Consider the following 22,703-nt stretch of genomic DNA (forward strand, 5'->3'; position numbering starts at 1 on the left):
GAGACTGATTAATGAGTGGCCATTCCAGCTACGAGCCATCAACCGGCCTTGAGAAATGGGTCGATGCGCGCCTGCCTTTGCCGCGCATGGTCTATGACAGCTTCATTGCATATCCGGTTCCCAGAAACCTTAACTATGCCTATACCTTCGGTGCCATGCTCGCCGTCATGCTGATCGTACAGATCCTGACAGGCGTTACGCTCGCCATGCATTATGCCGCCGACACGTCGCTTGCTTTCAACTCTGTTGAAAAGATCATGCGTGACGTCAACCACGGCTGGCTGCTGCGCTATATGCATGCCAACGGCGCTTCCTTCTTCTTCGTCGCCGTTTACCTGCACATTGCCCGCGGCCTCTATTACGGTTCTTACAAAGCGCCGCGCGAAATCCTCTGGATTCTCGGCGTCGTCATCTACCTCCTGATGATGGCGACCGGCTTCATGGGCTATGTTCTGCCCTGGGGCCAGATGTCCTTCTGGGGCGCGACCGTCATCACCGGCTTCTTCTCAGCCTTCCCACTGGTCGGCGAATGGATCCAGCAGTTCCTGCTTGGCGGCTTCGCCGTCGATCAGCCGACGCTGAACCGCTTCTTCTCGCTGCACTACCTGCTGCCCTTCATGATCGCCGGCGTCGTCGTCCTGCACATCTGGGCGCTGCACGTCACCGGCCAGACGAACCCGACCGGCATCGAGGTTAAGACGAAGACGGACACGGTGCGCTTCACGCCTTATGCGACGATGAAGGATGCGCTCGGCGTCTCCGTCTTCCTGCTGGTCTATGCCTATTTCGTCTTTTACCTGCCGAACTTTCTCGGCCATGCCGACAACTATATCCCGGCAGACCCGTTGAAGACGCCGGCCCACATCGTTCCGGAATGGTACTTCCTGCCGTTCTACGCGATGCTGCGCTCGATCACCTTCAACGTCGGCCCGATCGACTCCAAGCTCGGCGGCGTGCTCGTCATGTTCGGCGCGATCATCGTGCTGTTCTTCCTGCCCTGGCTCGACACCTCCAAGGTCCGCTCGGCCGTCTACCGTCCCTGGTACAAGCTGTTCTTCTGGCTGTTCGTGATCAATGCGATCATCCTCGGCTGGCTCGGCTCACAACCGGCGGAAGGCCTGTTCACGACGATTTCACAGATCTGCACGCTTCTTTACTTTGCTTTCTTCCTGGTCGCGATGCCAGTTCTCGGCCTGGTGGAAACACCGCGCCGCATCCCGAACTCGATCACCGAAGCGGTGCTCGAAAAGCGCAACAAGACAGTTGCTGCCAGTGCAGCGGCCAATGCGTAAGCGAGCGGCGGAAGGAAACAGAAATATGAAAACGCTTGTTGCAAGCATTCTTTCGCTCGCAGTCGCTGCCGTTCTCGGCAGCGCAGCCTTGGCCCAGGAAGCGACGCCCGCCAATGGAGCAGCACCTGCCCATCACGAGGAAGGTGCGACGCCGCACTATCCGCTGAAGGAGCCGAAGGAGGAGGAATGGACTTTTGCCGGTCCGTTCGGCCATTACGACAAGGCTCAGCTTCAGCGCGGCCTCAAGGTTTACACCGAAGTCTGTTCCGCCTGCCATTCGATGAACCTCGTGCCTTTCCGCATGCTCGACGAGCTCGGCTATAACGAGGCGCAGGTGAAGGCTTTCGCCGCGAACTACGAAGTCCAGGACGGGCCGAACGCGGCCGGCGAGATGTTTACCCGCAAGGCGGTCCCTTCCGACCACTTCCCGGCGCCTTTCGCCAATGCGGAGGCGGCTGCCGCTTCCAACAACGGCGCGGCTCCGCCTGACTTTTCGCTGATCGCCAAGGCCCGCGAAGTCGAGCGCGGCTTCCCGCAATTCGTCTTCGACATCTTCACGCAGTATCAGGAGAACGGCCCGGATTACATCCACGCGCTGCTGACCGGCTACGAAGAACCACCGGCCGGTTTCCAGGTGCCGCAGGGCGGACATTACAACCCGTATTTCCATGCTGCCGCCGTCCTCGCCATGCCGAAGCCGCTCTCGGACGGCCAGGTGACCTATGACGACGGCGCGCCGCAGACCGTCGACCAGTATTCCAAGGACGTCTCGTCCTTCCTGATGTGGGCTGCCGAGCCGCACCTCGAGGAGCGCAAGCGCACCGGTTTCATGGTCATGGTCTTCCTGGCGATCTTCACGGTGCTGATCTACCTGACGAAGCGCTCGGTCTATGCCAATAAGGAACATTGAGCGCTCCCGATCAACATTCAAAAGGCGGCCTCGGCCGCCTTTTTTGTTGGTTCCGCCCCTGGCAATTGATAGGGTGCGGCCGATTTAAAGCGCTCGCAGATATGGACTTTCCATGGACAAGAATATGACTTCGGAGCTTGCTGCAAGCATCCGCTCCATTCCCGACTATCCCAAGCCGGGCATCATCTTTCGCGACATCACCACGCTGCTCGGCAATCCCCGCGCTTTCCGCCGAGCGGTCGATGAACTCGTGCAGCCCTATGCCGGCACGAAGATCGACAAGATTGCCGGCATGGAGGCGCGCGGCTTCATCCTCGGCGGCGCGGTGGCGCACCAGCTTTCCTCCGGCTTCGTACCGATCCGCAAAAAGGGCAAGTTGCCGCACGATACAGTGCGCATCGCCTACAGCCTGGAATATGGCGTCGACGAAATGGAGATGCATCGCGATGCGGTGCAGCCTGGTGAGAAGGTGATCCTCGTCGATGACCTGATCGCCACCGGCGGTACTGCGGTGGGTGCTACCAAGCTGTTGCGGCAGATCGGCGCCGAGGTGGTCGGCGCCTGCTTCGTTATCGATCTGCCGGACCTTGGCGGCCGCAAGAAGCTGGAAGAGCTCGGCGTCGTCGTGCACACGCTGGTCGAATTCTCCGGCCACTGACCCGGCATTGCTCTTGCGGCGTCAGTCGAATTCCAAGACGCCGCTTTCGAAGCGCATGACGGCTTCGCCGTTCTGATTGACGCCCTCGCAGAGAATGGTGTTGAGGTGCCAGCCCGGCCGGGATGCGAGCGGCCGGCTGGAGAGGAGGGCGACGGAATAGGTCACGACGTCGCCCGGAAAGATCGGCCGCAGCCATTGCAGTTTCTGGAAGCCCGGCGAAGGGCCGAGATTCGGCGCCTTCAGGCCCCTTTGCGTAAGCGCGACGCTCTGGCTTTTCCAGAAGGCGAGGAAGGTTCGCATCCAGCCGGCGGTGGTGTGCCAGCCCGACGCGCAAAGGCCGCCGAACATGGTATCCTTGGCTGCTGCCTTGTCGACGTGGAAACGCTGCGGATCGTAGCGCTCGGCGAAACTGATGATGTTTTCCTCGGTGAAGGTGTAGCTGCCGATCTCGGCCTTTTCACCGATGGGGTAAAGTTCGGACATTCTCATGTTGCAATCTCCGGGCGCATGCGGATCATGACCGAATTTTCCGAGAGGCAGACGAGTTCGCCGCGCTGGTTTTCCACCTCGTGGCGGAACTTGACGATGCCCATGCCGGGGCGCGAGCGCATCGGCCGGGCTTCGAGCACGGTCGATTGACCCTGCAGCGTATCGCCTGACAGCACCGGCTTTCGCCATTCCATCAGGTCGATGCCCGGCGCACCCTCGCAAAGCGCATGTAGGATGTAGCTGTCGGCCATCATCCGCATCAGCATCGCGGACGTATGCCAGCCGGAGGCGGCGAGGCCGCCGAGAATGCTGGCGCGGCCAGCAGCCTCGTCGAGATGCATCGGCTGCGGGTCGAATTCCCGCGCGAATTCGACGATTTCCTCGGCGCTCACCGGTTTCGGGCCGAGGGGAAAGCGGCGACCGGGTTCGAAATCCTCGAAGGCTAGCTTTTCTGCCGACATTCGCTCCTCCGCCATATCAAGCGCACAATGCTTACAATAGCATCCGCGTGGGCTCAATGATTCCGGGGAGATAAACCGGCATGACTGATCTGAGGTCGATACTCGACGAGGCAGCGCGCCAGGGGCTGATTTCGCCGGAGGCGGGCGGGCGGCTTCTGCCGTTTCTGACCGAGCGTGGCGTGGCTGTCATTGAGCCACAGCCTGCACAGGCAGCCGAAGAGCAGGCTTGGTCTGATACGGAGACACCGCGCTTCGTGCGCGGGTTTCACGACGTGCTGATCACCATCGGCGTCGTCGTGGCGCTCGTCGGCCTCTGGGGCCTTGCGCCGCTTTATGCCGTGCCGCCCGCGATCCTGGTGCTTTCGGAAATCCTGGTGCGCCGCCAGCGGCTCGCTTTGCCGGCCGTCGGCCTGACGATCGCCCTATTCTGCTGGACATTCTTGCTGATGTCCCGCGTTTTCACGCCGTGGACCTCCGAAATCGGCGCGGGGCTGACGCAATTCGTTGCCGGCTTTCCGATCCTTCTCGGCGTCTACTATGCCCGCTATCGCGTGCCCTTGTCGCTGGCGCTTGCCATTATGTCGGCGCTTGCCTTGGCACTCACCCTGTTGTTGCGTCTCGTACAATGGATAAGCGGCAATCCGGAATTTTTCGTCGATCATGTTGCCCTGCTGGCGGCGATCTCTCTTCTTTGCTCGCTCGGCCTCTTCGCCACGGCGCTCTATTTCGATTTCGGCGACCGGCTGCGCCGGACTACGCGTTCGGATATTGCGTTCTGGCTGCATCTCGGCGCGGCGCCGGCGCTGCTCTATAGCACTGTTTCCCTCATGTCTTTCGGAGAAGGCGGCCGTATCTTCGACCTGGCGAACATGTCGGCCCGGACGCCGGTGGTCGTCGCGACGGTGGCGGTGCTGATGCTGATCGGCTTGGTCATCGACCGGCGGGCCTTTGTCACTTCGGGACTGCTGTCGCTCGGCGTTGCGATCTTCAGCGTCTTCCGGCAGGGAAGCGCCACGGTCAACACCTACATCTTCACGACGCTGATTGTCGTCGGCGCGATCGTCTTGATCATCGGCACCGGCTGGATGCCGCTTCGCCGGCTGGTGTTGCGCGCACTACCGCCGGCCATCGCAAACAGGCTGCCGCCGGGTTAAGGCGGCAGCGCTCTTTTATTTAAGTGTTGAAGCGGAAGTGGATGACGTCGCCGTCCTGGACGACGTATTCCTTGCCTTCGTCACGCGCCTTGCCGGCATCCTTGGCGCCGACTTCGCCGTTGTATTTGATGTAATCGTCATAGGCGATGGTGTTGGCGCGGATGAAGCCGCGCTCGAAATCCGAATGGATGACACCGGCGGCCTGCGGCGCCTTGGTGCCGCGCTCGATCGTCCATGCGCGTGTTTCCTTCGGGCCGACGGTGAAATAGGTGATGAGGTGGAGCAGCTTGTAGCCGGCACGGATCAGCCGGTCGAGGCCCGCTTCGTCAAGGTCGAGCGCGGAGAGGAATTCCTTGGCCTCATCTTCGGGAAGCTGAGCGACTTCAGCCTCGATCGCCGCCGAGATGACGACGGTTTCGGCACCTTGTTCCCGAGCCATGGCGGCGACGGCCTCGGTGAATTCATTGCCTGTGGAGGCCTCGGCCTCGGCGACGTTGCAGACGTAGAGGACCGGATGCGAGGTCAGGAGATTGAGGCCCTTGAGGATGGCGATTTCCTCGGCATCCAGCGTCGACAGCAGCGTGCGCACCGGCTTGCCTTCGTTGAGCAATTTCAGCGACGCTTCCATGATCGGCAGCATCGCCATCGATTCCTTGTCCTTGCTGGTGGCGCGCTTGCGCGTCTGCTCGGTGCGGCGCTCGAGGCTTTCGAGGTCGGCGAGCATCAGCTCGGTCTCGATGGTCTCGGCATCGGCGACGGGATTGATACGACCCTCGACATGGGTGATGTCGCTGTCTTCGAAGCAACGCAGCACATGCACGATGGCGTCGACTTCACGGATATTGGCAAGGAACTGATTGCCGAGACCTTCACCCTTCGAGGCGCCGCGCACGAGGCCGGCGATGTCGACGAAGGAGATGCGGGTCGGGATCAGTTCTTTCGACTTGGCGATGTCGGCGAGCTTGCGCATGCGCGGATCGGGCACGGCGACTTCGCCGGTGTTCGGCTCGATGGTGCAGAAGGGATAGTTCGCCGCCTGTGCGGCCGCCGTCTTGGTGAGCGCGTTGAAGAGGGTCGATTTGCCGACGTTCGGCAGTCCGACGATGCCGCATTTGAAGCCCATGGCTAAAACCTGCTGTTCTTGAATTTCTTGCTGGTGCCTATGGGATAAAGGAGCAATGTGGTCAAGTCTTCGCGAGCTTTTAGCGTTGCTCACTTGCTCACGGAACAGTGGCGCCCTATTTTGGAGGGCGATTTCGGTTTCGATGCATTGCGGATTTCGTCAGATGCAAGGTTGCTCTTGCCTGGCCGCAATAACGGTAGGGTCTCAAGCCAGCGGGCCTTTCCTCCTGATTGGTGGAAGCAGCGACCGGGGACCGTCGAAAATTCGTCATCGACAATGATTAGTTGTTTTGAAGATTCTTGACCATGTCATCGACGGGTGGATTTTCCGATGAGTGACAATGACGTTGCCCTGAAACCGAAGACCAAGGTGAAGCCGAAGCTGGACAAGCCGAAGCTCTACAAGGTCATCCTCGTCAATGACGACTATACCCCGCGTGAGTTCGTCATCGTGATCCTGAAGGCCGTCTTCCGCATGAGCGAGGAGACCGGCTATCGGGTGATGATGACCGCCCACAAGCTCGGCTCCTGCGTGGTCGTGGTCTGCGCCAGGGACATTGCCGAGACCAAGGCCAAGGAGGGCATCGATCTCGCCAAGGAGATGGGCTTTCCGCTAATGTTTACGACGGAGCCGGAGGAATAAGCTCTGCTTCAGGCCGGCGGATCTGTAAACCGGTCTTATCCCGCACGAAACCGCAATTTTCGTAGAAGCGCAGCGTTGCCGGGTTCTTCGAGCCGGTCAGCAGCATTACCTTGTAACAGCCGGCCTTCCAGGCCTCGGTCACTGCATGACCGATGACGGCGCCGGCATAACCGCGCTGGCGGTGATCGGCGTGGGTGACGACGTTTTCAACCAACGCATAGGAGGCGCCGTTGCGCGTAAGGTTCGGCACGACGATCAAGGTGGCGGTTGCGGCGGCGATATCGCCGGCAAAGCCAATGAATACGATCATGCCGGGCTGCGCGAGGATGGTGGAGAACAGCTCTTCGGCCATGGCCTTGTCGAGAACCGGATCGGCCGGGTTCAAATGCTGGTAGAGGGTGGTCAGCCCGGGAAGGTCGCTGGCGGCGGCCGGACGGATGGCGAAATTCTGATCCGGCACCGGCCTCATTCCCCCTTGTTGCCGAACATCTTCTTCAGAATATCGGCCATCGGGCCGGTGGCCAGCACCTTCGGCTGATTGTGATTGCGCGCCTGGTGTATATGCGACTGGTCGACCGGCTTCTTTTCGGTAGTCTTGTTGTCCTTGCGCTGCTTCTCCTCCTCGGCCTTGCCGCCGAGTGCCAGCGCGATCTTGTTCATCAGCTGCGAATCCTCGTTTCGCACCAGCATGTCGGCATTGTCGGCGAGCGTATCGAGAAGCGGCTCCAGCCAAGCCTTGTCGGCCTTGGCGAAATCGCCGAGCACGTGGTTCTGCACCATTTCCTTGATGCCGGGGTGGCCGATGCCGAGGCGCAGCCGCCGGTACTCCTTGCCGCAATGAGCATCCAGCGACTTGATGCCGTTGTGGCCGCCATGGCCGCCGCCGGTTTTCAGCCGTGCCTTGCCCGCGGGAAGGTCGAGTTCGTCATAGATCGCGACAAGATCGGCGGGCTGGAGCTTGTAGAAGCGCATCGCTTCGCCGACGGCCTCGCCGGAGAGGTTCATGAAAGTTTGCGGCTTGATCAGCAGAACCTTCTCGCCGCCGAGTTCGCCCTCGGCGATCTCGGCCCTGAATTTCCTCGACCAGGGCGAGAAGCTGTGACGCCGATGAATGGCGTCGACGGCCATGAAGCCGATATTGTGGCGGTTGCCGGCGTATTTGCCGCCGGGATTGCCGAGACCCGCGATGATCAGCATGGCCTGTCGTCCTCGCTTAACTTTTGCCCACGTTCACCACCCGGAAACGAGACCAAAGTCAAGCGGAAAGGGCAAGCCCGCCGGCAGCGTTACTCCGAGAGGTTCATGCCGTATTTCTGGAAGATCTGCTTCTGGTCGCCATCGGCGATCAGCTTGTTAAGGGCTGCCTGCATCCTGGCGCGCAGATCGTCCGGAAAACTCTTCTCGCAGGCAATGCTCATCGGCTGGGCGGAGAGCACGGTCACCATTTCCACCGGCTGGTCGGCCTTGAGCTTTTCGAAATAAAGTTCGGAAATCGGCATCATGTCGATGCGCCCGCCGAGCAGCTTGCGCAGCGTCGCGTTGAAATCGCTGGCGACATCCAGCTTGGTGAAGCCCTTTTCCTTCAAGATCGTCTCGGTATAATCCTCGCGCTGCGTGCCGATCGTATATTTCTTCGCCTCGTCCAGATTGCTGGCGATGACGCCCGAGCCTTTGCGGGTAATCAGGATGTTGCGGTCGATGAGCAGCGGCTCCACCCATTTGAACAGGGGGTCGCGGGCGCTGTTGTGAGCGGTCGCGAAGACGCAGGTCATCGGTGCGGTGCGGGCGAGGCCGAAGGCGCGCGCCCAGGGCATGATCTCGATGGTGTAGTCGACGCCGATCGCGGCCATTACCTTTTCGACCTGCTCGACGGTCGCGCCTTTGATCTCCTTGCCGTCGCGATAGTTGAAGGGGGCATAATCCTCGGTGGTGAAGGTCACCGTTTGTGCATGCGCGGCGCAGGGCATCGCCAGGCATGCGAGAAGCAGGAGCTTTTTCATCATCTCGTCTCCTTCGTTATGAGGCGCGGGCGACGGCCGATTCCGAGGCCATCAGTTCTTCGATGAGTACGGCTGCGTGTTGCGGACGATGGAAGAGGTAGCCCTGGCCATAATCGAGACCCATCTGATGGAGCGTGCGGCATTCCTCTTCGGTCTCGATACCCTCGGCGATGACGGTGCAGTTCATCTTGTGAGAGAGCGTGGTAATGCCTTCGATCAGCATGCGGCTCTTCTGGCGCACGTCGTCGTCGCCATCGTTGATCGCGCGGGTGAAGGACTGGTCGATCTTGATGATGTCGACAGGGAAGCGGTTGAGGTAGCTCAACGACGAATAGCCGGTGCCGAAATCGTCGAGCGCGATACGGCAGCCGAAGTGGCGAAGCTCGGTGACGATCATGCGGATCTGCGGGTTGTCGTGCATCAGCACGGCTTCGGTGATCTCGACGACGATGCGCTCCGGCCGGATGCCATGGCGACCGACGATGGCTGCAAGCCGGGCCGGCAGCGCCGGCTCGAACTGCAGGGGCGAGAAGTTGATAGCGAGATAGGTATCCTGCATGCCTGATATGCGGGAGATTTTGGCGAGATTGCAGATCGCCTTTTCCATGATGACATTGCCGACGCGGACGATTTTTGCCGTCTCTTCGGCGACGCTGATGATCTCGGCCGGCGGCATCAGGCCTTTCTGCGGATGGTTGAGGCGCATTAGCGCTTCGAAACCGGCAATGCCACGGCCGTTCAGATTGACGATCGGCTGCAGGAAGGCCTCGAACCAGTTGTCGACGAGGCCGGATTCAATATTGGCCTCGATCTCGGCGCGGCTGCGGGCACGGTCGAGCATGGCGTTGTCGAAAAGCTGGGCGCCGTTCTTGCCGTCGCGTTTCTTGGCATACATTGCCAGGTCGGATTTCTGCAGCAGTTCGGCGGCGGTTGCGGCATGATGCGGATAAATGGCGATGCCGACGGAAGCACTCAGATGCATGTCGGGCGTAAACGGCGTTTCGAAGATCGAGGCGATCTGCTCGCACATTATCCTGGCGCGTTTTTCGGCGTCCTTCGCCGGCAGCAGGATGGCAAATTCGTCGCCGCCGAGACGGGCCGCCTCATCGGAGGGAGCGAGATAGGTCTTCAGGCGCTCGACGAGTTCGATCAGCGCCATGTCGCCGGCGGCATGACCCATATTGTCATTGATCCACTTGAAGCGATCGAGATCGACGAAGAGGCAGGCGAGTTCCTGGCCGGCGGCGTCGGCAGCGGCGATCTTGCTGTCGAGCACGGCTTCGAAGCCCTGGCGGTTGAGCAGCCCGGTCAAATGATCGGTAATCGCCTGGCGGTGGTTGCGGTCCTCGGAGGCCTTAAGTTCGGTCACATCGGTCATGACCGACAGCGAGAGGCGGTCGTGAGCGCCGGCTTCCGCCTCCGACTCCATGATGAGGACGTCCATGGTGCGGCCGTCCAGGCAGACGAACTTGACGGTGACGGCGATGCCGCTTTCGGCCTGGCGGCGCTTGACGAACTTGTCGCGGGTCGTCGATGTCACGAGATCGGCGAAGTTGCGGCCGATGACGGCGGCGCGGTTATAACCCGTGGCAAGCAGCCAGTAATCGCTGACGGCGGTGATGCGGTCTTCCTCGTCGAGCGAGAAGAGCATGGCAGGCGTCAGATTATAGATGTCGGTGGCGCGGCGATGGGCGAATTTCAGCTCCTTCTCCTCGCTTTCGAGCTTGGTCTGCATCTCGTTGAAGCTGCGGGCAAGCCGTCCCATCTCGTCGTTCGACTGCCAGTCGACATGGTGGCGGGAGCCGAGCTGCCGGGTGGCCTCGATCGCTGCCGTCAACCGCATCAGCGGCTGGATGACGAAGAACCGGTTGCCGATCAGCGCGGTGCCGAAAACGGTCAGCACGGCGAAGATGAAGATCGAGATGAAGACGACCTCTTCCTGCTTCAGGCCGGAAAACAAGCCGAGCGCGGGATAGTAGACGCTGATGCTGCCGAGATTCTTCGGGCCGTCGACAGTGTTGTAGATAATGGCGCGCGATACCTGGACGAGCTTGCCGTCGAAGGAGCGCGGAATGGTGGACTGGCTGATGTCGAGCTGACCCGACTGGTCACGCACCTCGACCTTGACGATGGCGCCCTGGGAGACGACCGTCGCGCTGATCTGGGTGACGCTCTCCTCATCAAGATCCCAGAGCGGCTTTGCCAGCGCCTGGGCATTGGCGACAAGGAGAACGGAAATGTGATCGCGGATTTCCTTGTCGGCCCGTTCCGAGGAAAGAAAAAGGAAGAGAACAAAGAGGGGAGCGACAAAGACGAGCAGCGCTCCGCAAACAATTCCAAAAAATCTGTTCTCAACGGAATTGTTCATGGTTCCGTCTACTCCCCCAGGCCGACCCTTATCTGCTGTCGCGCGCTAAGGCGGGCTTCTTTGCAGCTGACGAAGCATGCTTTCATGAATACGTTAAATGTTGCTGAAACAGGGGCTTGCCGGGCAATGAAAAGCCCGCCTTCCCAGTTCACGGGAAAGCGGGCCGTATGCTTTGCAAGTTGTCGAAGCTATCAGGCTTCGGCTTCGCCTTCCGCGGCGCTCTCGTCGATGCCGGCAGCCGGAGCGATGATGGTCGCGATCGTGAAGTCGCGGTCGATCACGGTGGTGACGCCCTTCGGAAGAGTGACTTCCGAAATATGGATGCTGTCGCCGATCTTCTTACCGCTGAGGTCAACGTTGAAGAATTCCGGGATCGCATCGGCCGGGCAGTGAACTTCGACTTCATGGCGAACGATGTTCAGAACGCCGCCGACCTTGAGGCCCTGGGACTTCTCTTCGTTGATGAAGTGAACCGGGATTTCAACGGTCACCTGGGTGTTGCCGGAGACGCGCAGAAAATCGACATGCATCGTGAAGTCACGGACCGGATCGAGCTGGTAGTCCTTCGGCAGAACCTTGTACTTCTTGCCGTCGACTTCGATCGTCGCCACGGTGGTCATGAAACCACCGGCATGAATGCGCTTCGTCACCTCATTGGTGTTGAGAGCGATGGCAATGGGGGCCTGCTTGTCACCATAGATGACAGCGGGAATCAAACCGTTGCGGCGAAGTTCACGGGCGGACCCCTTACCAACCCGTTCGCGCGCCTCGGCCTTGAGCTCGTAAGTTTCCTGGCTCATGGCTATTCCTTTCGAGGTTATTTGGAGAGTTCGTCGGCGGGCAAAAGCCTTGTTCCGTCGAACCGGAGGCGGGTTTCCCCATCCTCATCCGCGTTGCCTCCAAGGGTGTCTACACGGACCGGTGGCCTATATTATAAGTCGCTCGGAAACGCAAGTTGCGGATCAGGCATGTTTGCGGCAAGCCGAATGCCGCGTTCGGGAAGGCGATGTTTGCGCCTGCTGCGAATTCCGCAGCCCCGCAAAGCGGCGAAATCACCAGTCCCGCTATGGCTGAGGTTGACATCGGCGCGCTTCCCCTCTTTGGATGCCGCAATCAAAAAAGCGGCTGAGGAGAAATCGGACTATGCGTCTTAAACTTGTCACGGCAACGAGCTTGCTGGCACTTTGCCTTGTCACCACCGCCCAGGGTGTCGAGATCAACCAGAACGGCGCCGATGCGCTCAAGGGCAACCTGACGAAGCTGCTTCCCGAGGATCTGGCAAAGAGCGGCCTAATCACCGTCAATCCGGCGGGCACGCGCTACGAAATCATCTACGATCTGGCAAAGCTGCTTTCCAAAGCTGACCCTTCGAAATTCACTATCAACGGTTTGACGCCGTTCTCGACCTTTGCCACACCGCTCGACAGCGGCCTCTGGAACATCGAAGGCGACAATAAGTTTGATGTCTCCGGCCATTTCAAAGGACCCGACGAAAAGCCGACGGATTTCTCCTACTCCATCGCTTCGCTTGTCTATGCCGGAGTCTTCGATCCGGCGATCAGCTATCTGCGCTCCAGCACCGCCACGGCCAAGGACATCAAGCTCACCAGCAAGTCCGAGACCGAAGAAGTCAGCGCCAGCATCGCCAGCATGGATCAGAAGCTGAGTTCGACCGACAGTGCCGGCGGCAACGGGCGTATCGATATCGTAGGCAGCGGCTCGGCATCGACTTTCGTCGAGCAGGTCTCCGGCGCGCAAATGCCGCCCGTCGAAATCCGCGCCGACTCGATCGATGTCGAAGCCAAGATAAACGCTCTGCCGGCCAAGCAGATTCGCGAGATGGTCTTATTCATTCTCGATCATGCCGACGAGAAGGAACTGAGCCCCGAAAACAGCGCCAAGGTGAAGGGGATACTCAAGGACGCCTTTCCGCTTCTCGCCTCCTTCAGCGAGACGATTGGCGTCAACAATCTGACCGTCAGCACTCAGATGGGCAATGGCGGCGTCAAGCAGTTCGGCTATAACGTGGCCATGGACGGGCCGAGCGACGCGATGCGTTTCGGCTTCGGCATGAATGCGCATGACATCAGCCTCGACAGTCCGCTGATGCCGCCAAGCTATTCGACATTCATGCCGACCAGCTTCGATCTGCAGCTTGCCGTGCCGAATCTGGACTTTGCCAGCTTTGGCGATGCCTTGATGGCGATGGATTTCAAGGAAAATGCGCCGGAGGCGAGCGGCGAGGAGATGGGCAAGAAGCTCTTCCGCGACGGCCGGGTCACGGTCGACTTTCCGATGATCAGCGCCAAGTCGAATGTCTACGACATCGACGTGACCGGCAAGATCGAGGGACGGGTCGACACCGAGAAGGACTATTCGATGGAGGCGACCATCCTTGCCCGCGATCTCGACAAGACGATTGCCGCGGTTCAGGAACTTGCCAAGACGGATCCCGACCTCAACCAGGTTTCCTTCGGCATCATGATGGTGAAGGGCTTCGCCAAGACCGATGCGGACGGCCGCTCGCGCTGGGATATCAGCGTCAGCCGCGACGGCGCGGTTGCCGTTAACGGACAGGTGGTCAAGGGGCCGGACGCTCCGGATCAGGATCAGGGGCTGGAGCAGGACCAGGAGCAGGATCAGGGCCAGGATGCGGCACCTGCGTCGCCGCAGCAGCCTTGAGCGTTGTCTGTCATGATAACAAACTAATGAAGCCGGCCTTGTGCCGGCTTTTTACGCCTTATGTGACAAGCTTCGCCGAATGATCGGGGCGGTTTATTCTGGGTAATTCATACTGTTCAGCGAGCATGCCCGGTAATAGCCAGGTCCATCCGATGTAGAAATTGAAAGAGCCGGTCGAATGCCGGCTCTTTTCAATCGAAGAGGCTGGAGACGGACTCTTCCTGGGCCGTTCGGCTGATGGCTTCGCCGATCAGCGGCGCCGTCGTCACGATGCGGATATTGTGCGCCGAGAGCACGGCCGTCGTCGGCTGGATCGAATCCGTGATGACGAGTTCGCGCAGCTTCGAGGAGGTGACGCGGGTGACCGCGCCGCCGGAAAGGACGCCATGGGTGATATAGGCGGTGACGCTGGCTGCGCCCTTGGCGAGCATCGCGTCGGCCGCGTTGCAGAGCGTGCCGCCGGAATCGACGATGTCGTCGATCAGCAGGCAGTCCTTGCCGGCGATATCGCCGATGATGTTCATGACTTCGGATTCACCCGGCCGATCGCGACGCTTGTCAACGATGGCCAGAAGACAGTCCAGCCGCTTGGCAAGCGCGCGGGCGCGAACCACGCCGCCGACATCGGGCGAAACGACCACAACGTTGCTGAGGTCGTAATGGCTCTTGATGTCGCGCGTCAGCACAGGCAGGGCGAAGAGATTGTCCGTGGGTATATCGAAGAAGCCCTGGATCTGCCCGGCATGGAGATCGAGCGTCATCACCCGGTCGGCGCCGGCTTCGGTGATGAGGTTCGCGACCAGCTTCGCGGAGATCGGTGTGCGGCCTGAGGCGCGCCGATCCTGGCGCGCATAGCCGAAATAGGGAAGCACCGCGGTGATGCGGCGGGCTGAAGAACGACGCATCGCGTCGATCATGATCAACAGTTCCATCAGGTGGTCGTTGGCAGGGAAGGCGGTGGGCTGCACGAGGAAAACGTCCTCGCCGCGCACATTTTCCTGGATTTCCACGAAGATTTCCTGATCGGCAAACCTTCGAACACTGGCTCTCCCCAAGGGAACGTTGAGATAGGTGCAGATCGCTTCGGCGAGTTGCCGGTTCGAATTGCCTGCGAAAACCTTCATTTTGGTCCGCCCGTTATGCGCTGATAGCCGCGCTTTTTAGCCAGCTTCCCCGTGAATGCAAGGGCAAAGGCGCCACAGGCTTTCATATTTGCGAAAAGTTTGTGACTAACCACCCCGCGTCTGCCGCCAGGAGGAGAATTCCGCGATGGTTTTCGAGCCGATCTGCTGCATCACCGAGGCAGGAACGCCAGCCCAGGGATCGGCCGCCGCCGTCGGCACGCTTTCCTGCCCCTGGATGCGGTGCAGGCGGCCGCCGGCGCTGTCGAGAATGTCCCAGACATAGACCACGGTGACCTTGCCGTCGTCGCTGAAGGCTGAGAGGTAGCCTTTGAGGATGTAATCGCTGCTCGCATCGGTCGAGCTCTTGATGGAAAGCCCGTGCGCGCGCGCCTCGGCGCCAAGCTGACGCGACAGCGGGGTCACCGCCTGAACCGGCGCGCCGATGATCGGCAAGAAGCGCACGGTGTTGCCGCGCACAGAGGAGGCGCCGGTGTTGAGGGCGGCGGTCCGTTGCGGCTGTTGTACGGCGGGCGGCTGAGCCGGTTGTGCGGGAAGCTCACCGCTGGAAGCCGGCGGTGGCAGCGATTGTTCCTCGATCGGGGCGGAGGCGGCCGGCGAGGAACTGCTCCTCGACAGGGCGTCTGCCTGCTGCTGCATTGTCGTCGGCGGCGCGCCGGTGCCGGGCCTGTAGGCCTGCTGCGACTGATCGTAAGCTGGATGGTAGCCGCCCGGCTGGGAGCTTTGGGCGAAGGCCCGCTGGCGAGAACCAGCCAGACGCTCGGCCTCGTTCTGTGTCACCGGGCTCGACGACGCGCGCGCGGAGGAATCGCCGATATCGACCTGCGGTGTCAGTGCATCGGTTGTGTTGCAGGCGGTCAGCAGGGCCGTGAAGACCAGGAGCGTGGGCACAATCGCAGCTCGCGTCATCCCTTGATCCGTCCTTCCCACAATCGCATCAGCCCCGCCCGAATTTATGCGGGCGGCGGCGGGCGTCTGTCAATTCCGGATTCTCATCGGTCAAAGACCGATGAAATCGAGCGGATGGCGGGATAGCGCGCGCGGCGCATCCGCCGTCGTCAGATAGGTCTGGCCGAGCGTCATCGCCGTGCCCGTGTCGGAATCGGCGATGATCATGTGCACGAAGAGCGACATGTTCGGCTCGATCGGCTGCGGATTGCCGACATGGAACATCTGATGCTCCATCCAGGAGGGCGAGAAGCGGGCGCCGAGCGAATAACCGCAGGCGTTCAGCCGGTGCCGGGCAAGACCGCGTTCGTCCATGATCCTGGCATGCATGTCGAAGACGTCGCCGAAGCTGTTGCCCGGCTTCAGCACCGTCTCGATCGCCTCGATGGTTTCGCGGCAGGCATTATAGAGCTCGCGGTGGCGTTGCATCGGCTCGCCGATGACGATCGTGCGCATCATGGCGGCATGGTAATGCGCGTAAGCGCCGGCCCATTCGAGCGTCAGCTGGTCGCTGGCGTCGAGTTTGCGGCGGCCGGCCTTGTAGCGGCAAAGCAGGGCATCGGCGCCGGAGCCGATGATGAACTCGTTGGCGGGATAGTCGCCGCCGCCGGAAAAGATCGCGCCCTGCATGGCGGCGAGGATATCGGCCTCGTCGGCACCGGGCTTCGTCAGCCGGATCGCGGCGTCGAGCGCATCGTCGGCGAGAACGGCGGCGCGCTCGACATAGGCAACCTCGGTCGGGCTTTTGACAAGGCGCAGGCGACTGACGAGATAGGACGCGTCGGTGATCTGGCCGAAGGTGGTCAGCTGTGCGTCGAGCAGGCGGGCGATACGGCCGGTCATGCCGTGCGTGTCATATTCGACGCCGATGCGGGCACCGAGCAGATCCATCTCGACCAGCAGGTTCTTCAGGTCAAGCGTCGGATCGGCGTTGACCCGGTCGACCCAGATATGGATGTCGTCGAGGATCGAGGTATGCCTGGCCTGGCGAAGATCGGCCGAGCGGGTCAGCAGCGCCATGGTGCCGTCGCTCTTGACGACCAGCGTCTGGAAGAAGCAGTAGCCAAAGGTGTCGTAGCCGGTCAGCCAGTACATGCTTTCCTGGGCGAAGAGCAGCAGGGCGTCGAGCTTTTCTTCCTTCATCTTCTCGGTGAGGCGCGCAAGCCGGCTTGCGAATTCGGCCTTTTCGAAGTGCAGTGCCATTCTGCTCACGTCTCCCTGATTGATATCGCGGAAATCTGCCGGCCGTAGTCCGGCTCCTTGCGATGCGTCGTCCTGCGGTAGGAAAAGAAGCGCTCGCTGTCCGGATAGGTGCAGAGGCCGAGGCTTTCGGCCCGCACTCCGGCTTTCGTCAGCCGGTCGACAGTCAGCGCCGGCAGGTCGAACATGGCGTGGCCGGAGGTTGCGGAAGGCACGAAAAAACGCGCATCTTCCGGGTTCCCGGCGACGAAACGCTCGACGAATTCAGGACCGACCTCATAGCTTGCCTGGCTGATCGAGGGGCCGAGGCAGGCGATAATGCGTGTGCGATCCGCCCCCAGCGCTTCCATGGCGGCGATGGTATTTTCGAGCACACCCGTCAGCGCGCCTTTCCAGCCGGCATGGGCGGCGCCGACGACGCGATTGTCCGGGTCGGCGAACAGGATCGGGCCGCAATCGGCGGCAAGCACGCCAAGCACAATGCCGGGGGTGCGCGTTACCATCGCATCCGCCTCGGGGCGGGCGCCGTCGTAATCGGCATCGATGGTCACGACGTCAGGGGAATGGACCTGATGCACAGTCGCCAGCCGCTCGACCGGCAGGTCGAACCACGCGGCGACGCGGCGACGGTTTTCCAGGACCTTGTCGCGTTCGTCGTTGGAGCCAAGGCCGACATTGAGGCCGCGATACAGCCCTTCGGACACGCCGCCGGCGCGGGTGAAATAACCGTGGCGGATAGTGCCGCCTGCCGCTTCATTCAGCAGCGCGCTTTCGATCGGTGCGGGAGAGGCCGCTTCCTGCATCTGTGATTCCGGGGTTTTTTAAGGGGTTTGTTATTATCCCAAGCGCATCGCACAGGCGGCGCGCTTCAAGTTCTTGTTCGCGCGGATGTTGAACCAGCCGCGTGCGCCCTGTCAATCCACCGGGCGAAAGGGCATGAGGTCGACCGCGGGATGAGAGACCGCCATCACCTTGAAGAGTTCGCCCATCCGGCCTTCACCGGCGCCGGCGAGCCGGTCGACCGCCGCCTGGATAACCTGCTGGGTTTGCGGCTCGCGGTCGTGGCCGAGGGCGGCGGCACGTTCGAGGATGCCGAGACCGGTCAGAAAATCACCCTGATGCAGGGCGCCGTTCAGATGGACGCCGGCCGCAAGTGCGGTTTCGGCGAGCTGCTGGAAGTCGACATGGCTCGTCAGATCGGCTTCACCGGGATGGGCGAGCGGCGGATCGAATTCATGCATGCGCACGGCCTGCAACGTATCGCCGAAGCCGGTGACGAGATGGCCATAATCGATCGCGAGCGCCGTGCCGCCGAAAGCGCGCAGCCGCTCGCAGATCGCAATCATGACAGCCTGGCGGGCAGGCGAGATCTTCGAAGAGCGTGCCGAGCGGCAGGTTCTGCACCGGTTCGGGCAGAAGCGCCGGATCGAGGCCGGCGACGCCGGCGGAGAAGGTCAGCTCCCCATCGGCATCAATTCCGATCATGCGCTCGCGGAAACCCGTCGGCATGCGGACGAACTGGCGGATCGGGATGGCGTCGAACAATTCGTTGGCGGCGATCAGCGTGAAGCCCGGCGGGACTTCGTCGAAGCCGTCGTGCCAGGCAATCTTATCATCGTAAGCTTCGAGCGTCTGGCTCTGGACGTCGCGCAGGCGCTCGCTGGTTTCGACGAGATGCACGGTCATAGCATCCAGCAGCGGCGGGGCGATGCGCGAGATGACGCGCAGCATATCGGCCATCATCGTGCCGCGGCCGGGTCCGATCTCGACGAGACGGACGCCCGCCGGCGTGCCGTGGCGCTGCCAGGCATGAACGATGAAGACGCCGATCATTTCGCCGAAAATCTGACTGACCTCGGGCGCGGTCACGAAATCGCCCGCACGGCCGAAGGGCTCGCGGGTGCGGTAGTAGCCGTGTTCAGGATCGGCCAGGCAGAGCGAGAAATAATCGGTGACGCTGATCGGGCCGTTGGCCTGGATGATCGCCTTGATCTTTTCGCCTAGAGCGGTGGTCATATCGCGCGTCCTGCCGTTTTCAGAGCTGCAGCGCAGCCTGGCGGCGGGCCCTGAGCATTGCCCAGATGCCGAGCAGGATCATCGGGGAGGAGAGCACCATGCCCATGGTCAGCCAGTTTGTGCCGAGGAGGTAACCGAGCTGGGCGTCAGGCTCGCGGAAGAATTCGACGAAGATGCGCGACAGGGCATAACCGGAGACGAAGACGCCGGTGATGAAGCCGGGGCTTTTCAGAGCGCGCATGCCATACACCAAGGCGGCCAGCACCAGCAGAAGAACGATGCCTTCGAGGCCGGCTTCGTAAAGCTGGCTCGGGTGGCGGGCGAAGGGGCCGCCGGTCGGGAAGACCACCGCCCAGGGCACGTCGGTCAGCCGGCCCCAGAGCTCGCCGTTGATGAAATTGGCGATGCGGCCGAAGAAGAGGCCGAAGGGAACGACGGTGGCGACGATGTCGAACAGGCTCCAGATCGGGATGCCGTTGCGGCGGGCAAAGACGATCATGGCGATCGTCGTACCCGTCAGGCCGCCATGGAAGGACATGCCGCCGTTCCAGATCTCGAGCGCACGGATGGGACTGCGAAGGACGGCGGGGAGATCATAGAAGAAAATATAGCCGAGACGGCCGCCGAGGACGACGCCGAGGGCCGCCCAGACGATGAAATCGTCGAGCTGCGTCTTAGACATCGGCGAGACGTTGCCGGGCCAGAGACTGTCATTGGCGGCGAGGCGGCGCGCATAGGCCCAGCCGAGCAGGATGCCGGCGACATAAGCGAGACCGTACCAATGAATCGCCAGCGGGCCGATCGAAAAGGCGATCGGATCGATGTCCGGAAAAGGCATGATAGCAAGGAGATTGGCTGCTGTCGGCAAGGTTTTCCCACCTGTTTGGTCGCGCGGAACATGCCGCTGCGATCCCGGACGGTCAAGTCCATTGTTCGTGATGGCTCTTTCCCGGCCGGGTACGGCAAGCCGATCCGATGCAAAGCGCTTGCATCGCGGGTGGCGAAGCCCTACCTCAATCCTTGGGGCCCCAAAGGGCTGAAATTCACCTCATGCGAAGGGAGAAAAACGCCATGGCGACCGGAACGAACCGCATCATGGACGAATTCGCCAAGCTGATGACCGATGCGGCAGGTGCTGCCCAGGGCGTCCGCAAGGAGATCGAGACCGCCTTCAACGCCCAGGCCGAGCGTTGGCTGAACAGCATGGATATCGTCAAGCGCGAGGAGTTTGAGGCCGTGCGCGAGATGGCGATCAAGGCGCGCGACGAGAACGAGGCGCTTGCCGCCCGCATCGCGGCGCTCGAGGCGAGGCTTGCCGGCGAAGGGCACTAAAGCGCGCCGCGGTCTTTTTAGATTCGCCCCTTGCGCTGCAGGTCTTCGTTTTCCCGCATGTCGCGCAAAAGCCGCTGAACACTTTTGCGCGACATGGCTGAAAGTCCCGATATGACGCAGACGCGGCGTTGCCTTCATGCCACACGCCGCATCCGTCACAAAAAAATCAGGTGAGTTTTTCCACCTGTGGACACTGCCAAAAAAGCCAATTCGCAGAGTCGCTTATTCTCCCTTCTGAATTGAATTTCGAAGAGCCTTTCCACAGTGGTCCGGCCTATTTTCCCCTCAGGGGGCTGGCAGGGGGCAAGGCGCATTATACACTGATTTTAAATGATGATTCGAAGCGACTTGGTAAGCTCCGGGCAGGTTATCTGCGTTAAGTCTGGCAGCGGTTCAACGATCATCCGAGTGGTGGTTCCGGTATTTGCGTGTGTCTTTCTTGTGTGCGTACACAAAGTTAGGTCGCATTCGTTCCGGTCAAGAAGGTGCTGCATGAACCTGATGGAATTGGAAGTCGAGCGTCAGTCGAACCCGGTCGATATGATCGAGTACGTTGCCTCCAACAACGACTGGTCGTTCGAACGCTCCGGCGAGGACGAGATCGCGATGACGGTCGAGGGTCGCTGGACGGACTATCACGTCTCCTTCTCCTGGATGGAGGAATTCGAGGCGCTGCACCTTGGCTGCGCCTTCGATATCAAAGTTCCCGACATCAGGGTCAACGAGGTGGTCAAGCTGCTTTCGGCGATCAACGGGCAGGTGCTGATGGGGCATTTCGACCTTTGGCGCCAGGAAGATGTCGTCATCTTTCGCCAGTCGCTGCTGCTCGCCGGCGGCGCGGAGCCCACCAACCGCCAGGTGGAAGTGCTGCTTTCCAGCGCGCTCGATACCTGCGAAGCCTATTTCCAGGCATTCCAGTTCGTCGTCTGGTCCGGCATGGAAGCGACGAAGGCGATGGAAGCCGTATTGTTCGAAACAGTCGGCGAGGCATAAGATGCCCGCGAACGCTTTCTCCTCGACAAATCCCGTCGTCCTGATCGGTGCCGGCAACATGGGCGGGGCGATGCTCTCCGGCTGGCTGAAAAGCGGCGTGCCGGGCTCGGCCGTTCTTGTCGTCGATCCTGGCCCGTCGCCGGCGATGCTGGCGACGATCAGCGAGGCCGGCGCGACCCATGTTACCGCGGCTCCGGCGGATTTGAAGGCAAGCGTGCTGTTTCTCGCGGTCAAGCCGCAGGTGATGGAGACGGTGCTGCCGGCGGTGAAGAGCGCCGTCGGGCCGGAAACGGTCGTCGTCTCTGTGGCCGCCGGCAAGACGCTCGCTTTCCTCGAGAAACATCTGGGCAAAGCCGCCATGGTGCGGGCCATGCCGAACACGCCGGCCATGGTCGGGCGCGGCGTCACCGGCGCCTTTGCCAATTCAGGGGTCAGTCATCAGCAGCGCGAACGTGTCCATTCTCTTCTCAGCGTCTCGGGTCCTGTGGAATGGGTGCCTGCAGAGGCCGATATCGATGCCGTGACGGCGCTTTCGGGCAGCGGTCCTGCCTATGTGTTCTATCTCGTCGAATGCATGGCGGAGGCAGGCCGTAAACTCGGCCTGCAGGCGGACCTCGCCATGCGTCTTGCGCGGGAAACAGTCGCGGGGGCTGGTGAACTTTTGCACCAGTCCCCCGACGACGCTTCGCGGCTGCGGCAGAATGTGACCTCTCCTGGCGGCACGACGGCGGCTGCGCTCGCCGTGCTGATGGCCGAAAACGGCATGCAGCCTCTGTTCGACGCAGCACTGGCAGCGGCGCGCAAGCGGGCCGAAGAACTGGCCGGCTAGAGCGCCGCGCGTCTATAAAGACGCGCTAAGGACGCTCTGACATTATGAATTTGCGCATTAATCCTTTGCGAAAACCGATCGCGATTTTCGCAAAGGATTAATGCGCTAGCGGAGACGATATGTCCGAGGAAATTGCCTACGCCGATTTCGAGCGCGTCGACATTCGCGTCGGCACGATTATCGAAGCCAGTCCGTTTCCGGAAGCGCGCAAGCCGGCGATCAAGCTGGTCATCGATTTCGGTCCCGAGATCGGCACGAAGAAATCCTCGGCCCAGATTACCGTGCATTACACGCCGGAAAGCCTGATTGGCCGGCAGGTGCTCGGTGTCGTCAACTTCCCGCCGCGCCAGATCGGGCCGTTCCGCTCGGAAGTGCTGACGCTTGGATTCGAGGACGAGAACGGCGCGATCGTGCTTGCTGATGTCGAGCAGCCCGTGCCGAATGGCCGGAAGATGATGTGAGCC

The 22,703-nt window shown here is 61.2% G+C and carries 23 protein-coding genes and 1 pseudogene; 10 read left to right on the plus strand and 14 right to left on the minus strand.

Annotated elements, in window-relative coordinates; all coding sequences use genetic code 11:
* Positions 1-11 precede the first annotated feature (11 nt).
* The 3 genes from MF410_RS02990 to MF410_RS03000 all read left to right on the plus strand — a co-directional run bounded on the left by MF410_RS02990 (position 12) and on the right by MF410_RS03000 (position 2,860).
* Complete coding sequence (locus MF410_RS02990; protein WP_097626689.1) at positions 12-1,292, plus strand: cytochrome b N-terminal domain-containing protein; 1,281 nt, start codon at positions 12-14, stop codon at positions 1,290-1,292.
* Positions 1,293-1,317: 25 nt separating this feature from the next.
* Positions 1,318-2,202: a cytochrome c1 gene (locus MF410_RS02995; protein WP_003593065.1), complete on the plus strand. Its 885-nt coding sequence runs from the start codon at positions 1,318-1,320 to the stop codon at positions 2,200-2,202.
* Positions 2,203-2,314: 112 nt separating this feature from the next.
* Positions 2,315-2,860: an adenine phosphoribosyltransferase gene (locus MF410_RS03000; RefSeq protein WP_049736186.1), complete on the plus strand. Its 546-nt coding sequence runs from the start codon at positions 2,315-2,317 to the stop codon at positions 2,858-2,860.
* Positions 2,861-2,881: 21 nt separating this feature from the next.
* Here the strand turns inward: MF410_RS03000 and MF410_RS03005 are convergent, their stop codons facing one another.
* Together MF410_RS03005 and MF410_RS03010 are read right to left on the minus strand one after the other, a co-directional pair.
* Positions 2,882-3,349: a MaoC family dehydratase gene (locus MF410_RS03005; protein ID WP_097626691.1), complete on the minus strand. Its 468-nt coding sequence runs from the start codon at positions 3,347-3,349 to the stop codon at positions 2,882-2,884.
* Complete coding sequence (locus MF410_RS03010; protein ID WP_097626693.1) at positions 3,346-3,810, minus strand: MaoC family dehydratase; 465 nt, start codon at positions 3,808-3,810, stop codon at positions 3,346-3,348. Before MF410_RS03010 ends, MF410_RS03005 begins: the two co-directional genes overlap by 4 nt.
* An 80-nt stretch (positions 3,811-3,890) precedes the next feature.
* Between MF410_RS03010 and MF410_RS03015 the strand changes: the two genes are divergently transcribed.
* Entirely contained in the window at positions 3,891-4,964 is a 1,074-nt protein-coding gene (locus tag MF410_RS03015; RefSeq protein WP_097626695.1) for a hypothetical protein, read from the plus strand.
* 19 nt (positions 4,965-4,983) lie between these two features.
* Here the strand turns inward: MF410_RS03015 and ychF are convergent, their stop codons facing one another.
* The gene (gene ychF, locus MF410_RS03020; RefSeq protein WP_097626697.1) at positions 4,984-6,087 is read right to left on the minus strand and encodes a redox-regulated ATPase YchF; all 1,104 of its coding nucleotides are present in this window, start codon (positions 6,085-6,087) and stop codon (positions 4,984-4,986) included.
* A 330-nt stretch (positions 6,088-6,417) separates the two neighbouring features.
* Between ychF and clpS the strand changes: the two genes are divergently transcribed.
* The gene (gene clpS / locus MF410_RS03025; protein WP_003593075.1) at positions 6,418-6,729 is read left to right on the plus strand and encodes an ATP-dependent Clp protease adapter ClpS; all 312 of its coding nucleotides are present in this window, start codon (positions 6,418-6,420) and stop codon (positions 6,727-6,729) included.
* Here clpS and MF410_RS03030 read toward each other — a convergent pair.
* From MF410_RS03030 to MF410_RS03050, 5 genes are all read right to left on the minus strand, one after another.
* Positions 6,707-7,198, minus strand: coding sequence for a GNAT family N-acetyltransferase (locus tag MF410_RS03030; protein WP_097626699.1), 492 nt, complete (start codon positions 7,196-7,198; stop codon positions 6,707-6,709). The two genes, clpS and MF410_RS03030, sit on opposite strands and share 23 nt — an antisense overlap.
* Positions 7,195-7,926: an aminoacyl-tRNA hydrolase gene (pth, locus tag MF410_RS03035; protein WP_097626701.1), complete on the minus strand. Its 732-nt coding sequence runs from the start codon at positions 7,924-7,926 to the stop codon at positions 7,195-7,197. The genes MF410_RS03030 and pth overlap by 4 nt, the downstream gene beginning before the upstream one ends.
* A gap of 89 nt (positions 7,927-8,015) precedes the next feature.
* Positions 8,016-8,729, minus strand: a complete 714-nt coding sequence (locus tag MF410_RS03040; RefSeq protein ID WP_097626827.1) for a transporter substrate-binding domain-containing protein — start codon at positions 8,727-8,729, stop codon at positions 8,016-8,018.
* Positions 8,730-8,745: 16 nt separating this feature from the next.
* On the minus strand, positions 8,746-11,097 hold the full coding sequence (locus MF410_RS03045; RefSeq protein ID WP_097626704.1) for an EAL domain-containing protein: 2,352 nt from the start codon (positions 11,095-11,097) through the stop codon (positions 8,746-8,748).
* Between the two features lie 191 nt (positions 11,098-11,288).
* Positions 11,289-11,897 carry a 50S ribosomal protein L25/general stress protein Ctc gene (locus MF410_RS03050; protein ID WP_097626706.1) on the minus strand — a complete coding sequence of 203 codons (609 nt, stop codon included), beginning with the start codon at positions 11,895-11,897 and terminating at the stop codon, positions 11,289-11,291.
* A gap of 343 nt (positions 11,898-12,240) precedes the next feature.
* Here MF410_RS03050 and MF410_RS03055 point away from each other — a divergent pair, with 343 nt between their 5' ends.
* Positions 12,241-13,779: a hypothetical protein gene (locus MF410_RS03055; protein WP_097626708.1), complete on the plus strand. Its 1,539-nt coding sequence runs from the start codon at positions 12,241-12,243 to the stop codon at positions 13,777-13,779.
* Positions 13,780-13,970: 191 nt separating this feature from the next.
* On the opposite strand, the gene MF410_RS03060 is transcribed toward MF410_RS03055, so the two are convergent.
* The 6 genes and pseudogenes from MF410_RS03060 to lgt form a co-directional block, all read right to left on the minus strand.
* Positions 13,971-14,903 (minus strand): ribose-phosphate pyrophosphokinase, encoded by a 933-nt coding sequence (locus tag MF410_RS03060; protein WP_049736196.1) that lies wholly within the window; start codon positions 14,901-14,903, stop codon positions 13,971-13,973.
* Between the two features lie 105 nt (positions 14,904-15,008).
* Entirely contained in the window at positions 15,009-15,830 is an 822-nt protein-coding gene (locus MF410_RS03065) for a hypothetical protein (RefSeq protein ID WP_097626710.1), read from the minus strand.
* A 90-nt stretch (positions 15,831-15,920) separates the two neighbouring features.
* Positions 15,921-17,072: a Xaa-Pro peptidase family protein gene (locus MF410_RS03070; RefSeq protein ID WP_097626712.1), complete on the minus strand. Its 1,152-nt coding sequence runs from the start codon at positions 17,070-17,072 to the stop codon at positions 15,921-15,923.
* Between the two features lie 5 nt (positions 17,073-17,077).
* Positions 17,078-17,872: a peptidoglycan editing factor PgeF gene (gene pgeF / locus MF410_RS03075; protein WP_097626714.1), complete on the minus strand. Its 795-nt coding sequence runs from the start codon at positions 17,870-17,872 to the stop codon at positions 17,078-17,080.
* A 111-nt stretch (positions 17,873-17,983) separates the two neighbouring features.
* Positions 17,984-19,085 (minus strand): annotated as a pseudogene (locus MF410_RS03080) (class I SAM-dependent methyltransferase).
* 19 nt (positions 19,086-19,104) lie between these two features.
* On the minus strand, positions 19,105-19,953 hold the full coding sequence (gene lgt / locus MF410_RS03085) for a prolipoprotein diacylglyceryl transferase (protein ID WP_097626718.1): 849 nt from the start codon (positions 19,951-19,953) through the stop codon (positions 19,105-19,107).
* A gap of 203 nt (positions 19,954-20,156) precedes the next feature.
* On the opposite strand from lgt, the gene MF410_RS03090 reads away from it, so the two are divergent.
* The 4 genes from MF410_RS03090 to MF410_RS03105 all read left to right on the plus strand — a co-directional run bounded on the left by MF410_RS03090 (position 20,157) and on the right by MF410_RS03105 (position 22,700).
* Positions 20,157-20,417: an accessory factor UbiK family protein gene (locus MF410_RS03090; protein WP_097626720.1), complete on the plus strand. Its 261-nt coding sequence runs from the start codon at positions 20,157-20,159 to the stop codon at positions 20,415-20,417.
* A gap of 492 nt (positions 20,418-20,909) precedes the next feature.
* Positions 20,910-21,410: a YbjN domain-containing protein gene (locus tag MF410_RS03095; RefSeq protein ID WP_003541709.1), complete on the plus strand. Its 501-nt coding sequence runs from the start codon at positions 20,910-20,912 to the stop codon at positions 21,408-21,410.
* A gap of 1 nt (position 21,411) precedes the next feature.
* On the plus strand, positions 21,412-22,239 hold the full coding sequence (gene proC, locus MF410_RS03100; RefSeq protein WP_097626722.1) for a pyrroline-5-carboxylate reductase: 828 nt from the start codon (positions 21,412-21,414) through the stop codon (positions 22,237-22,239).
* 119 nt (positions 22,240-22,358) lie between these two features.
* Positions 22,359-22,700 carry a tRNA-binding protein gene (locus tag MF410_RS03105; RefSeq protein ID WP_097626724.1) on the plus strand — a complete coding sequence of 114 codons (342 nt, stop codon included), beginning with the start codon at positions 22,359-22,361 and terminating at the stop codon, positions 22,698-22,700.
* Positions 22,701-22,703: the final 3 nt, after the last annotated feature.

The organism is Rhizobium sp. C104, from assembly GCF_022354505.1.
GTDB lineage: Bacteria > Pseudomonadota > Alphaproteobacteria > Rhizobiales > Rhizobiaceae > Rhizobium > Rhizobium redzepovicii.